This window comes from Nocardia alba NBRC 108234, assembly GCF_001612665.1.
Lineage (GTDB): Bacteria > Actinomycetota > Actinomycetes > Mycobacteriales > Mycobacteriaceae > Nocardia > Nocardia alba.
In genome coordinates this window covers 590,013-603,369 of the sequence record NZ_BDAX01000002.1, presented here as the reverse complement: position 1 = coordinate 603,369, position 13,357 = coordinate 590,013, and the positions used below count along the sequence as shown (strand labels likewise).

Here is a 13,357-nt window from a genome sequence, read left to right as displayed (position 1 = left end):
TAGTGCAGGTGGTCGACGTGCCAGGCGCTCCGTATGGGATCGCCGTCGGACCCGATGGGGCGCTGTGGTTCACGCTGGTGGCACAGGGCGTTATCGGACGATTCGCCGAAGGGCTCGTGCGGTCTCATCCGCTGGGGCAGTCCGACGGACAACCCACGGTGATCGTCGCCGGTGCCGATGATGCGCTGTGGTTCACCGAGTTCCAGGGTGACAGGCTCGGACGGATCACTGTTGACGGTGCGGTGACGAGCAGGTCGGTGGACGGACCGTACGGTGCCTGCGTCGGATCCGACGGTGCGCTCTGGTTCACCGAACTGCGGGCAGGTCGGGTCCGGCGACTCGGCGTGGACGGCGAGGTCACCGGCGTCGAGGTCGACGGCATGCCGTCGATGATCACGCCGGGGCCCGATGGCGCACTGTGGCTCACGGTGAACCAGGCCCACGCGATCGCCCGCGTCGACGCCGACCTCGCGCCGCGCGTCTACCCGCTGCCCACGCCGTCGGCCGCGCCGGTCGGCATCACCGCAGGTCCCGACAACGCGGTGTGGTTCACCGAAATCGGCGCGGGCGCCATCGGTCGCATCGACCCCGACGGTGAGATCACCGAGTTCGCCCTCCCGGTGACCGACGCTCGACCGCACGCGATCGTGACGGGACCGGACGGTGCGCTGTGGTTCACCGAGTGGGCGAGCTGCCGTCTCGGGCGGATCACCGTCGACGGCGCGATCACCCACCTCGACCTACCGGGCGCCGAACCGCACGGACTCACCGTCGATGCGGCAGGCTATCTCTGGGTAGCGATGGAATCCGGTGCGCTGGTGCAGGTTTCCGTGTGATGGCGTGCCTTACGGTGTGGTGAGCGCCTTGACGACCGCGGTGCCGAAGCCGAGGTCGTTGCTCGTCGGCATCCGGGTGTAGGTGCCGCCCGTCTGGTCGGCGAGGGTCTGCAGCGTTTGGGTGCCCTGGCCGCCGATCACGACGACGTCGACACGGATGGGCTTGCTCGATGTGGTCGCCGCGGTGATCTCCTGGACCAGTGCGGTACCCGTCAGCGTCGAATCGTCGTCGGGGCCGTCGGTGATCAGCAGGATCGAGTTCGTGCGACCGGGGGCGTACCCGGCGACCGCGGCGCGGTAGGCGGCGAGCAAGCTCGGGTAGGCCTGATCCGCGGTGAGCTGGCTCGGTTTCACCGCGGTGACCGCCGAACCGACCGCGTTGCGCTGGGAGTCGGTGAGCAGCGCGGTGGCCACCTGTGTCTTGTACGGGGTGGTGCCGTCGATGTTCTTGCCGAACGTCCACAGGCCGAGCCCGAAATCGGGCGGCATCACCTGCAGCGTCGAGGCGACAGCGGCGATCGCGTTCGACAGCCGGGTGGTCGACCCCTCCGCGGTACCCATCGACGACGACACGTCGAGCAGGACCGTCGCGTTGACGCCGAGAACCGGATTCGCCAGCGCCGACTGCACCTTCTCCAGCGCCGTGCGCGGCGGATTCGCCGGTGCCGAGCCGATGGCGGGCCCGAAGCCCTCGGTGGCGAGCGCACCCGCCTGCTCCGGCGCGCGCAGGAAGTCGATGAATCGCGACGCGATCAGGTTCTGGGTCTTGTCGACCCACGGACCCGACAGCAGTGCCGCGGGATAGTCGGCCAGCGGCGCGCTGCCGACCGGCCGGTACGCGGTGAGTCCCCCGGTACCGAGCTGCTGCTGGGTCGCGGCGACCGCGTGCACAGCGTCGTCAGCGGGATTCGCGCTGATCGCCGACATGGCGGTCATCAGGTCGGCCGGTGTCTGCGCGCCCGCGGCGAGTCCGGAGATCGCGGCGACGACCTGACCCGACTTGGCGGCCTGCTCGGTCAACGGTTCGGTCCCCGAGATCGCGGCGCCGATGGACGCGGCGGCGGCGCTCGTGGCGTCACCCGCGGGCAGCGCCATCTGCAGGCCGCCCCAGCCCGGCAGACCGATCTCATCGAGGGAGCCCTGCTGCAGGCGCGGCAGGTCGGCCCACGCGATCTGGTGTTGTTCGAGCGCTCGGCGCAGGGCATCGGGTACGGCCAGCACGATCGGGCTGGTGGCGATCGAGGCGGGGGCGCCCTCGATCAGACCGGGAACGCGAACCAGCTCGATCGACCGGCTCGAGTCGGCGATCCACAGCCCTGGCTGCGGCCCCAGACCCGGATCCCACTTCGTCGCGTCGGCGAGGCCGACGACCAGCGCGCTCGACGGGCGGGCCGCGACCTTCACCTGCGCGCAGTGGTCACGCACGCGCGGCTTGGTCGCGTTGAAGCGGTCGGCCGCGGCGCGCACCGGGCCCGCGATCGCGGGATCGACGGTGACGTCGAGCTGTGAAGCCCCTTCGACGCACTCGGCGGCGGCCGCGACGTCGGTGGTCGCGGCGCGATCGCGGAGCTGGAACCACCCGAAGACGGCGACGAGCACCACGACGAGTACCGATGCCGCGATAACCGGACCCTTGCTGATACCTCGAGAACTGGTCCCGTTGCGATGCGTACCCACGCGGCAAGTTTAGGGACACCGCACCCAACCGCAGCACAGCGCATCCCGATGCGCATCGCCGCAGGTCACAGCATGCGGCCCGGTCGAGGCAGTTCGCGCAACCATGCGGTGTGTGCCGAACGCGGCGAGCCGGGCACCGCAGTGCGCCCGGCTCGGCCGCTCACGCGCGAATCACGCGGCCGCGATCGTATTCACGACCACCCCACACCCCGGACTGACCTGTCTGCGCCGCGTACTCGCCGCACCCCGCGAGCAGCGGGCACCCGGCGCAGATCTCGCGCGCGTAGTCGAAGTCCTGCGACGGGTAGGGAAACCACGCCTCATGGTTGGGGTCACCACGACAGGCGGCGCGGTGCCACTGCCCCGAATCGGACAGGGTCAGCAGTTCGGTCAGTGCGAGGTCGGTGGTGGTCACGGCGCGTACTCCTTCCAGATCCGGCGCTGCTTGCGGGCGAGGGGGTCGGGAGCCTTGGGCTCCCACAGCAGCCGCATTCCCGCTTCTTCCGGGGTGCGGTCGGCCTTGCCCGAATTGCACGGTGCGCAGCAGGCGACGAGATTGCTCCAGGTATTCGGTCCGCCCCGGCTGCGCGGGCGGATGTGGTCGACGGTGTGCGCCCAGTCGGCGCAGTAGCCGCATCGGTGCTTGTCCCGACGCAACACCCCGGCCAGGGTGGCGCGACTGTCGTCACCGATCGGCGCGACGTGCGCCAGGTAGACGTAGCGCACCAGCCGGATCGTCTCCGGCAACGCGATGACCAGATGCTGCGAGCGGATCGGGAAACGCGGCGCCCGCTCGAGCACGGTCTCGGCGGCGCCGCTGATCAGCAGGGTCACGGCCCGATCGGCGGTGATCTCGTCGAGGGCCTCGTAGCTGGCGTTCAGCACGAGCACCCTGGTGTGTATCCAGGTGTCGGAAGCGGGCGCCGTCGGGTCGACGACATGACGAATCATCATGGGAATCACCATGTTTCGAGAGAAGGAACGTCAGGTACGGAAGTGGGTGGGCCGGTCAGGCCACGATCAGGAGACGGCCCGATGCCTCGATATCCAGGCGCATCGCGCGATGGACCGAATTCGCGCGGCGATAGGTCCTACCCGATTCTCGCTGTGGCGCTTGCTTTTTCACGGCCGTCTCCTCCTCTCGATGCTGTTCGTCGGTTCCTCGCCCGATGCGAATCACCCGCGTGAAATCATGGTGGCATATCGCGTCCGAAATGTCGGCTGATTTATTTTCGGTCGGCGGCGACGAGCTCGGCGCAGCGTTCGCCGACGAGCATGACGGTGATGTTCGGGTTGACGGTGGTGTGGGCGGGGAACACCGAGGCGTCGGCGACCCGCAGACCCTCGACGCCCTTCACGCGCAGTTCGGGGTCGAGGGGGCTCATGGGGTCGTCCGGCGCGCCCATGCGGACGGTTCCCACCGGGTGGTAAACGGTGTTGTGGGTCCGGCGGACGTAGTCGGCCAGTTCGGCGTCGGTCCGCGCGTCCGGCCCCGGGTACAGCTCACGCGCGACCCACTCCGACAGCGGTGCGGTCGCGGCGATCTCGCGCGCCTTGCGCAGACCGGCGACCATCACGCGCATATCGTGGCCCTCGGGGTCGGTGAAGTAGCGCGGGTCGACCTTCGGCTTGTCCCGGAAATCGCGCGAGCGCAAGCGCACTGTGCCGCGAGAGCGGGCATGGGTGACGTTCGGTGTCAGGCAGAAGGTGTTCTCGGCGGTGGGGTACCCCTGTCGCAGGGTGTGCATGTCGAAGGGGACGCTGCCGTAGTGCATCATCAGATCCGGCCGGTCGAGTCCGTCCTCGGTCGGGGTGAAGATGCCGACCTCCCACCACTGGGTGGAGCTGTCCACCATCGGTCGGGTCGTCTCGAAGCCGATCACGCCCTCCGGGTGGTCCTGCAGGTTCGCGCCGACGCCGGGGGAGTCGACGATCACCTCGATGCCGTGCTCGCGCAGGTGAACCGTGGGGCCGATGCCCGACAGCATGAGCAGCTTCGGCGAGTCGATGGCGCCCGCGCAGACGATCACCTCATGGTTCGCCGTGATCCGGGTGGTGCGGCCGAACGCGTTGTCGGTGATGTCGACCCCGACGGTTCGCCCGTTCTCGACCACGATCTTCTTGGCCCAGGCGCCTGTCCGGACGGTCAGGTTCGGCCTGCCGAGATGAGGGTGCAGGTAGCTGACCGACGACGACGCGCGCGTCCCATCGGCTTGCCGGTTGATCTGAAAGAAGTTGGCGCCGTTGACGACTGTGCGTGCGGCGTTGAACTCGGCGCGCGGGATACCCACCGCCGCGCAGGCGTCGAGCAGAGCCACCCCGCACGGATCGTTCGGCGGCACCGTCATGATGTGTACCGGGCCGCCGCGCCCGTGATGGGCACCGGGGGCGTCGTTGGTCTCGATCTGCGGATACAGCCGATACACCGAATCCGCACCCCACCCGGTGGCACCGTATTCGCGTTCCCAGGAATCCAGGTCCTCGCGCGGCGCCCAGAACGCGATACAGCTGTTGTGTGAGGAGCAGCCGCCGAGCACTTTGGCGCGAGCGTGGCGCAGGAAGGAATTGCCGTTCTCCTGCGGCTCGATGGGGTAGTCCCAGTCGTAGCCCGATTCCAGCAGTTCCATCCAGCGGTCGAGTCGCAGGACGGCCGGGTCGTCGACATCGGAGGGCCCTGCCTCGAGCAGGCAGACCGTCACCGACGGGTCCTGCGACAACCGCGCCGCGATCGCCGCTCCCGCGGAACCGCCGCCGACGATCACGTAGTCGTAGGTGGTCATCGCTGTTCCTCCCGATCGGCGAACCAGCCGGTGACGCCCGGCCGGAGGTTCTCGTAGACGTGCTTGGCCTCGCGGTACTCGTGCAGCCCGGTGGGACCGAGTTCGCGGCCGACCCCCGAGCGACCGAACCCACCCCACTCGGCCTGCGGCAGGTAGGGCCCGAAGTCGTTGACCCACACCGTGCCGTGCCGGAGCCGGGCGGCGACGCGGCGGGCGCGGGCGGCGTCGCCGGACCACACCGCGCCCGCGAGTCCGTACTCGGTGTCGTTGGCGATGGCCACGGCCTCGTCTTCGGTGGTGAAGGTCTCCACGGTGACGGTGGGGCCGAACGCCTCGTCGTGCACGCACGCCATCGCCCGGGTGGCGCCGTCGATGACGGTCGGTAGGTAGAACCAGCCGTCGTCGAGATTCCCGGAGCCGTGGTCACCGGTGGCGAACGCGCCACCGGTGCGGATGACGGCGCCCTCGGCGCGGGCCCGCTCGACATAGGCGTGCACCTTGTCGCGATGGGCGGCCGAGATCAGCGGCCCGGTTTCGGTTCTCTCGGCGAACGGCAGGCCGAGCCGGATGTGCTCGGCGCGACGCACCAGTTCGTCGACGAAACGGTCGTGCGCCGACTCCTCGATGACCAGCCGCGCGCCCGCCGAACACACCTGGCCGGAGTGCAGGAACGCCCCGTTCAAGGCGTTGTCGACGCTCGCGGCCAGCCGCTCGTCGGTATCGCAGGCGTCGGCGAAGATCACATTCGGGTTCTTGCCGCCCAGCTCGAGCGCCACCTTCTTGACCGTGGCGGCCGCCTCGCGCGCGATGATCTTGCCGGTGGCGAGCCCGCCGGTGAACGAGACCAGGTCGACGTCAGGATGCTCGGACAGCGGCGCCCCCGCGGTGGCGCCCGCGCCGAGGACGAGATTGGCCACCCCGGCGGGCACTTTCAGGGAGTCGAATACCGACATCAGCGCGATCGCGGTGTGCGGAGTCAGTTCGGCCGGTTTGAGGACGAACGTATTGCCCGCCGCCAACGCGGGGGCGATCTTCCAGGCCGCCTGCAGCAGCGGGTAGTTCCACGGGGTGATCAGCCCGCAGACACCGACCGGTTCGTAGACGACGCGGGAGTCGATGTCGGCCGAACCCGCGTCGACGACCCGGCCCGCGTCGTCGGCGGCGAGCTTGCCGAAGTACCGGAAGCAGTTCGCGATATCGGTCATGTCGATGTCGGACTCGTAGGGGCGTTTGCCGGTGTCGAGGGTTTCGGCGTGCGCGAACTCCTCGCGCATCGCGTCGATCGCGTCGGCGACGCGCAGCAGCAGCTCGCCCCGTTCGGTGGCGCCGGTGCGTCGCCACGGTCCTTCGTCGAAGGCCCGGCGGGCCGCCGTGATCGCGGCGACCGTGTCGTCTCGCCCGGCTTCGGCGACGACACCGACCAGGGAATTGTCTGCCGGACACCGTATTTCGCGCGTCTGTCCGGAAACTGACGGTCGCCAGGCACCGTCGATATAGAGGGTGTCGCTCATACTGGATCCCTTCGCGGTTCGCGGTCGGTGCTGTCGCCGTCGGTGGGCTCCGGCTCGTGGTGATCGGCCGCCGCGCGGCGCAGGTGCAGGTAGCCGAGGTGGCGTTCGTACTGGTCGAGAATGTCGCCGATGATCTGCTCACGGCTGTAGGCGTTGAGCGAGTAGCCCTGTGACCCCTCGGCCAGATAGACCTCACAGCGGAAGTAGCGGTCGCTGGAGCGCTGCGCGAGCACCGCGTAGGTCGGGGCCGGTGCCGAGACCGGCCACACGCCGTATTCGAACCGGGGCTCACTGGCCTGATCGACCAGCAGCCGCGGCGACGGCAGACCCTCGTTGGACTGGGAATCGTCGATGGTGGCCGTCATGCCCATGTGCTCGAATTCCGCGGCGACATCGTGCATCGCCGGCTCGACGGTGCCGGTGATGAACGCGTGGGTGGCGCCGCGCCCCGGGTAATTGATGGTCGAGATCAACCGGCGACGCCAACTGCTGAGCTCGGCCGGGCCACGGCCCGCGGCGAAAGCCTTGGGCAACGACGTGCGATAGCTGTCGAGTTTGAACGACTCGTTGTGGACGGCGCGCAGCAGCGCGACGCCGATCAGCGCCAAGACGAACGAGAACGGCAACCCCATGATGATGGTGGCGTTCTGCAGGGTCGTGATGGACCCGCCCGCGCCGGCGAACAGCATCGACAACGTGAGCACGCCGATCGCGGCCGACCAGAAGATGCGGGTGCCGGTGGCACAGTCGGCCATCGGATCGGGCAGTTTCGAGGTGAAATTGCCCATGACCAGCGATCCCGAATCGGCGGTGGTCACATAGAAGAGCAGCCCGGTGATGGTCGCGACGCCGAGCAGCAGTGTCGCGCCGGGATACTTCTCGAGCAGGGAGTAGAAACCGAGCTCGGCCTGGGCCGCGGTCTTCTCGGCGAAGTCCCGGTCGTCCCTGGCCACTTCCAGCGCGCTGTTGCCGAAGATCGAGATCCACATCAGGGTGAAGCTGAACGGCACGACCAGTACGCCGAAGATGAACTGGCGCAACGTGCGCCCGCGCGAGATACGCGCGAGAAACAGGCCGACGAACGGCGCCCAGGCCACCCACCACGCCCAGAAGAACAGCGTCCAGCTGTCCAGCCAGGTCGACGGCGCGTTCGCCGTCTCCGGATTGCGCTCCCAGGCGAAGGTGTCGAGGGTTCGGTCGGGGAAGGTCGAGAGGTAGTCGCCCGCGTTCTGGGCCAGACCGTTGAGCAGGAAATCGGTGTGGCCGGTCACCAGGATGTAGATCAGCAGCGCGATCGCCATGATGACATTGAGCTCGGACAATCGCCGGATGCCCTTGTCGACCCCGGTGGTCGCCGAGATCGTGGTGATCGCAACAGATAGTGCGATCAGCCCGATCTGGGCCGCCTTGCCCTGGGGGATCCCGAACAGCTGGTGCAGGCCGTAGTTGAGCTGCACGATGCCGATGCCCAGCGAGGTGGCGATACCGAAGATGGTGCCGAGCACCGCGGCCACGTCGATAGCGTCGCCCCACCGGCCGTGCACGCGTTTGCCGAAGATCGGCGAGAGCGCGGCGCGGATCGTCAGCGGCAGGTTGTGCCGGAACGCGAAGTAGGCGAGCGCGCCGCCCATCAGCGCGTACATGGCCCAGCCGGTGATGCCGTAGTGGAAGATCGTCCAGGCCACCGCGTTGCGGGCGGTTTCGTTGGTGCCCGGCTCACCGAGCGGGGGGCGCAGGTAGTTGTAGACGGGTTCGGCGACCGAGAAGAACATCAGGTCGATGCCGATACCCGCCGCGAACAGCATCGAGGTCCAGGAGAACAGGCTGTATTCCGGCCGTGACTCCTCCGGCCCCAGCCGGTAGCGGCCGTACCGGCTGGCGCCGAGGAAGACGACGAGGCCGAGGATGCCCGTGGCGAGCACGAAGTACCACCAGCCGAACCAGGTGGTGGTGAAGGTCTTGACCTCGCCCACGACGGTCTCGGCGGTCGACGGGGAGGCCAGTGCCCAGATCCCGAAGGCGAGCACAGTGCCTGCCGCGAAGCCGAATACGGGCTTGTTGACCGACCGCCGGTCAGCGACCGCGACCACCTCGTGCGTGGTCCCGGTAGGTGATCGCTGCGTGCCGTTGTCCCCGGGATTGCTGACACCACCCATGCGAGGCAGGCTAGTTCGTGCCTACCCCGCGATCGGGGACCTTCAGCGGTTGCCCACCTCGTGTTCGAGCCTGCGCGCCACCAGATCGCGGGCCTGTTCGACGAGCGCCGGTCGGTATCCACTCGGATACACCGGATCTCCCGGCGCGTAGTTCTTGAGCACTTCCTTGGCGAGGGTGATCTTGTGGACCTCGGTCGGGCCGTCGGCGATGGCCATGACCTCGGCGTAGGTGGTCATGTCGAGGAAGGGCAGGTCGGTGCTCACGCCCATCGCGCCGTGCAGATGCAGTGCGCGGCGGGCGATGTCGTTCATGACGGTCGGCATGGCGATCTTGATGGCGGCGATGTCCTTGCGGACGGCGCGGTAGTCCTGTGCCTGGTCGATGCGCCACGCGGTGCGCAGGACCAACAGCCGGAACTGCTCCATCTGGATCCAGCTGTCGGCGATGCGTTCCTGGGTCATCTGGAAGCCGCCGACGACACCCTTGCGGGCCGGGCGCGACACCGCGCGCTCGCACATCATGTCGAAAGCCTTGCGCACCAGCGCGACCGTGCGCATCGCGTGGTGCACGCGTCCGCCGCCGAGCCGGGTCTGCGCGACGACGAACCCGGCGCCTATCGCACCGAGCAGATGATCGGCGGGCACCCGGACATCGGTGAAGCGCAGATGCGCTTCGTGTTCGCTGAACCCGGGCACCGTGAAGTTGCGGACCAGCTCGAGCCCGGGTGCGTCGGCGGGCACGATGAACATCGACAACCGCTGATGTGGTTCGGCGGCGGGGTCGGTCACCACCATCACGATGTGGAAAGTGGCGAATTCGGCGGCGGAGTTGAACCACTTCTCGCCGTTGATGACCCAGTCGTCGCCCTCGCGCACCGCGGTGGTGCGGAACGCGGTGGGGTCGGAGCCGCCGGTGGGCTCGGTCATCACGTAGCAGGAGCCGATCTCGCCGTCGAGCAGCGGCTGCAGATACTTCGCCTTCTGCTCCTCGGTGCCGAAGTGCGCCAGGATCTCGGCATTCCCGGAATCCGGTGCCTGACAACCGAAGACGAGCGGCGCCCACATCGAGGTGCCGAGCACTTCGTTGAGCAGCGCCAGCTTCAGCTGGCCGAAACCGGGACCGCCGAGCTCGGGTCCCAGATGGCAGGCCCACAGGCCCTGATCCTTGACCTGCTGCTGCAGCGGCCGCATCAGCGCCCGGATCTCGGGGTCGGCCCGGTCGTAGGGATTGGGGTAGAGCAGATCCAGGGGCTCGACCTCGGTGCGAACGAACTCCGCCACCCAGTCGAGCTTGCGCTGGTACTCCGGATCGGTCTCGAAATCCCAAGCCATGGTCAGCCTTTCGTGTTGTCGCCCGCGGCGCGGAGCCCGGACAAGACGGTGTCGGTGAGAATGTCGGCGATCTCGGCGGGGGAGTGGGTGCCACTCTCGCGATACCAGTAGCCGAGGGAATTGAGCATGCCGAGCACGCCGTTGGTGACGATGTGGTCGGTGGTGCGCAACTGTCCGGCGGCGTGGCCCGCGTCGATCACGTCCTGCCAGTGGCGCTGTAGTCGGTCACGGAGTTGCTGGAGCACGACCGCGTGTTCGTGGGTGAGCGCGTCGGCGTCACGCAGGTGTACTGCCACGGCGCGCCGATGCGTGACGATCAGTTCGACGTGACTGCGAATCAGTCTGCGCAGGGTCTCGACCGGATCGGCGTCGGCCTCGATGATGCGTTCGGCGTCGGCGAGCAGCAGGCGGGTGTAGTCCCGCAGAATCGCCCACAGCAGGTCTTCCTTCGATCCGATGTGGTAGTACAGCGCGCCTCGCTGGACGTCGGCTCTCGCGCCGATCTCGGCCACGCCGGTGGCGTGGAAGCCGCGTTCGGCGAACAGCTCGAGCGCGGCGTTGTGGATCCGTTCCCTGGTGTCGGCGCGCTCGGTGGCACGGGGGCGTCCGCGACGGCGTGCCGGGGATGTCGGGTCGATGGTCACGGCGTCTCCGTCCGGTCCGACACGCGACTTAATGTTCCGGTCAGTACATTAATCGCCCCCGCACCTACAATCAAGAGGGTGACCGGCCTCGGCCGCGCTCGCGACCTTCGTGGCTCGGCGTGTCGGAATGGACGGAGCGCATCGGGCGTTCGAACCCACACGAGGTGTCACCTGTACCCACGGGTAACATGACATCGAGTTTTCCCATCCGGTTTTCACCAAAGTGAGGCAGTAGATGACAGAGCGGATTCAGGTCGGCGGGCTCCAGGTGGCGAGCGTTCTTCACGATTTCATCGAGAACGAGGCGCTCCCCGGTACCGGCGTAGATTCCGCCGCGTTCTGGGCCGGTGCCGAGCAGATCATCAACGACCTCGCCCCGCGTAACCGCGCTCTGCTCGCCGAGCGCGACGAGTTCCAGGGCAAGCTCGACGCTTGGCACGGCGAGAACCCGGGCACCGGCTACGACAAGGCCGCCTACAAGCAGTTCCTGACCGAGATCGGTTACCTGCGGCCCGAGCCCGCGCCGTTCCAGATCGGCACCGGCAACGTCGACGCCGAGATCGCCACCACCGCGGGCCCGCAGCTCGTGGTGCCGGTGATGAACGCGCGCTTCGCGATCAACGCCGCCAACGCGCGCTGGGGTTCGCTCTACGACGCGCTCTACGGCACCGACGCCATCCCCGAGGCCAACGGCGCGGAGAAGGGCAAGGGCTACAACCGCGTGCGCGGCGACAAGGTCATCGAGTGGGGCCGCAACTTCCTCGACGACGCCGTCACCCTGATCACCGGTTCGCACCTCGGCTCGGCGTACTACAAGATCGTCGACGGCGAGCTCGAGGTCGGCCTGGAGGACGGCACCGACATCGGCCTGGCCGACGCCTCGCAGCTGCTGGGCTACCTCGGTGACCCCGAGGCCCCGACCTCGCTGCTGTTCAAGCACAACGGCCTGCACATCGAGCTGCAGATCGACGCGACCTCGCCGATCGGCTCGACCGACACCGCCGGTGTCAAGGACATCGTGCTCGAGTCCGCGCTCACCACGATCATGGACTTCGAGGACTCGGTCGCCGCGGTCGACGCCGAGGACAAGGTCGCCTGTTACCGCAACTGGCTCGGCCTGAACAAGGGCGATCTGGCCGAAGAGGTCACCAAGAACGGCAAGACCTTCACCCGCACCATGAACCCCGACCGCGTGTTCACCGCGCTCGACGGTTCCGAGCTGGTCCTGCACGGTCGTTCGCTGCTGTTCGTGCGCAACGTCGGCCACCTGATGACCTCCGACGCGATCCTCGACGCCGAGGGCAACGAGGTGCCCGAGGGCATCCTCGACGGTCTGATCACCTCGCTGATCGCCGTGCACTCGCTCAACGGTTCGGCCGCGCTGTCCAACAGCCGCACCGGCTCGGTCTACATCGTGAAGCCGAAGATGCACGGTCCCGACGAGGCCGCGTTCACCAACGAGCTGTTCGGCCGCATCGAGGACGTGCTCGGCCTGACCCGCTACACCCTCAAGGTCGGCATCATGGACGAGGAGCGCCGCACCACGGTCAACCTCGCCGCCTCCATCGAGGCCGCCAAGGAACGCGTGGTGTTCATCAACACCGGCTTCCTCGACCGCACGGGCGACGAGATCCACACCTCCATGGAGGCCGGGCCCATGGTCCGCAAGGCCGAGATGAAGGCCCAGACCTGGATCACCTCCTACGAGGACTGGAACGTCGACACCGGCCTGGCGAAGGGCCTGAGCGGCAAGGCGCAGATCGGCAAGGGCATGTGGGCCATGCCCGACCTGATGGCGGGCATGCTCGAGCAGAAGATCGGCCACCCCAAGGCCGGCGCCAACACCGCATGGGTGCCCTCGCCGACCGCCGCCACCCTGCACGCCACCCACTACCACCTGGTGGACGTGTTCAAGCGGCAGTCCGAGATCGCCAAGGGCGGCCCGCGCGCCACCGTCGACCAGATCCTCGAAATCCCCCTGGCCCAGTCCACCGACTGGTCCGACGATGAGAAGCGCCAGGAGCTGGACAACAACTCCCAGGGCATCCTGGGCTACGTGGTCCGCTGGATCGATCACGGTGTCGGTTGCTCCAAGGTGCCCGACATCAACGACATCGGCCTGATGGAAGACCGTGCCACCCTGCGCATCTCGAGCCAGCTGGTCGCCAACTGGCTGCGCCACGGCATCGTCACCGAGGCCGACGTGATCGCCAGCCTCGAGCGGATGGCCCCGGTCGTCGATCGCCAGAACGCGAACGACAAGACCTACCGCCCGCTGGCCCCGAACTTCGATGACAACATCGCGTTCCAGGCCGCCAAGGAACTGGTCCTGGAAGGCACCACGCAGCCCAACGGCTACACCGAGCCGATCCTGCACCGCCGTCGTCGCGAGTTCAAGGCCGCACAGAAGTAGTGCTGTTT

General features: G+C 68.0%; 11 protein-coding genes. 3 read left to right on the top strand and 8 right to left on the bottom strand.

Annotation, left to right across the window (positions count from 1 at the left end; translation table 11 throughout):
* Positions 1-2 precede the first annotated feature (2 nt).
* Entirely contained in the window at positions 3-836 is an 834-nt protein-coding gene (locus NA12_RS04500; protein ID WP_481354940.1) for a Vgb family protein, read from the top strand.
* A 9-nt stretch (positions 837-845) separates the two neighbouring features.
* On the opposite strand, the gene NA12_RS04495 is transcribed toward NA12_RS04500, so the two are convergent.
* From NA12_RS04495 to NA12_RS04485, 3 genes are all read right to left on the bottom strand, one after another.
* Positions 846-2,513: a vWA domain-containing protein gene (locus tag NA12_RS04495; protein WP_067446244.1), complete on the bottom strand. Its 1,668-nt coding sequence runs from the start codon at positions 2,511-2,513 to the stop codon at positions 846-848.
* 160 nt (positions 2,514-2,673) lie between these two features.
* On the bottom strand, positions 2,674-2,928 hold the full coding sequence (locus tag NA12_RS04490) for a WhiB family transcriptional regulator (protein ID WP_067446242.1): 255 nt from the start codon (positions 2,926-2,928) through the stop codon (positions 2,674-2,676).
* Positions 2,925-3,467: an HNH endonuclease gene (locus tag NA12_RS04485; protein ID WP_067446240.1), complete on the bottom strand. Its 543-nt coding sequence runs from the start codon at positions 3,465-3,467 to the stop codon at positions 2,925-2,927. The genes NA12_RS04490 and NA12_RS04485 overlap by 4 nt, the downstream gene beginning before the upstream one ends.
* On the opposite strand from NA12_RS04485, the gene NA12_RS04480 reads away from it, so the two are divergent.
* Positions 3,466-3,738 (top strand): hypothetical protein, encoded by a 273-nt coding sequence (locus NA12_RS04480; RefSeq protein ID WP_067446238.1) that lies wholly within the window; start codon positions 3,466-3,468, stop codon positions 3,736-3,738. The two genes, NA12_RS04485 and NA12_RS04480, sit on opposite strands and share 2 nt — an antisense overlap.
* Before the next feature lies 1 nt (position 3,739).
* Here NA12_RS04480 and NA12_RS04475 read toward each other — a convergent pair whose 3' ends face one another.
* From NA12_RS04475 to NA12_RS04455, 5 genes are read right to left on the bottom strand one after another with little or no spacing between them, the layout of a single operon-like run.
* On the bottom strand, positions 3,740-5,293 hold the full coding sequence (locus NA12_RS04475) for a GMC family oxidoreductase (protein WP_067446235.1): 1,554 nt from the start codon (positions 5,291-5,293) through the stop codon (positions 3,740-3,742).
* Entirely contained in the window at positions 5,290-6,804 is a 1,515-nt protein-coding gene (locus NA12_RS04470) for an aldehyde dehydrogenase family protein (protein WP_067446232.1), read from the bottom strand. The genes NA12_RS04475 and NA12_RS04470 overlap by 4 nt, the downstream gene beginning before the upstream one ends.
* Positions 6,801-8,960, bottom strand: a complete 2,160-nt coding sequence (gene betT, locus NA12_RS04465; RefSeq protein WP_084472349.1) for a choline BCCT transporter BetT — start codon at positions 8,958-8,960, stop codon at positions 6,801-6,803. The genes NA12_RS04470 and betT overlap by 4 nt, the downstream gene beginning before the upstream one ends.
* A gap of 42 nt (positions 8,961-9,002) precedes the next feature.
* Positions 9,003-10,292, bottom strand: coding sequence for an acyl-CoA dehydrogenase family protein (locus NA12_RS04460; RefSeq protein WP_067446229.1), 1,290 nt, complete (start codon positions 10,290-10,292; stop codon positions 9,003-9,005).
* A gap of 2 nt (positions 10,293-10,294) precedes the next feature.
* Positions 10,295-10,930, bottom strand: coding sequence for a TetR/AcrR family transcriptional regulator (locus NA12_RS04455; RefSeq protein WP_067447467.1), 636 nt, complete (start codon positions 10,928-10,930; stop codon positions 10,295-10,297).
* A 241-nt stretch (positions 10,931-11,171) separates the two neighbouring features.
* On the opposite strand from NA12_RS04455, the gene NA12_RS04450 reads away from it, so the two are divergent.
* On the top strand, positions 11,172-13,349 hold the full coding sequence (locus NA12_RS04450; RefSeq protein ID WP_067446226.1) for a malate synthase G: 2,178 nt from the start codon (positions 11,172-11,174) through the stop codon (positions 13,347-13,349).
* The last annotated feature ends 8 nt before the right edge of the window (positions 13,350-13,357 follow it).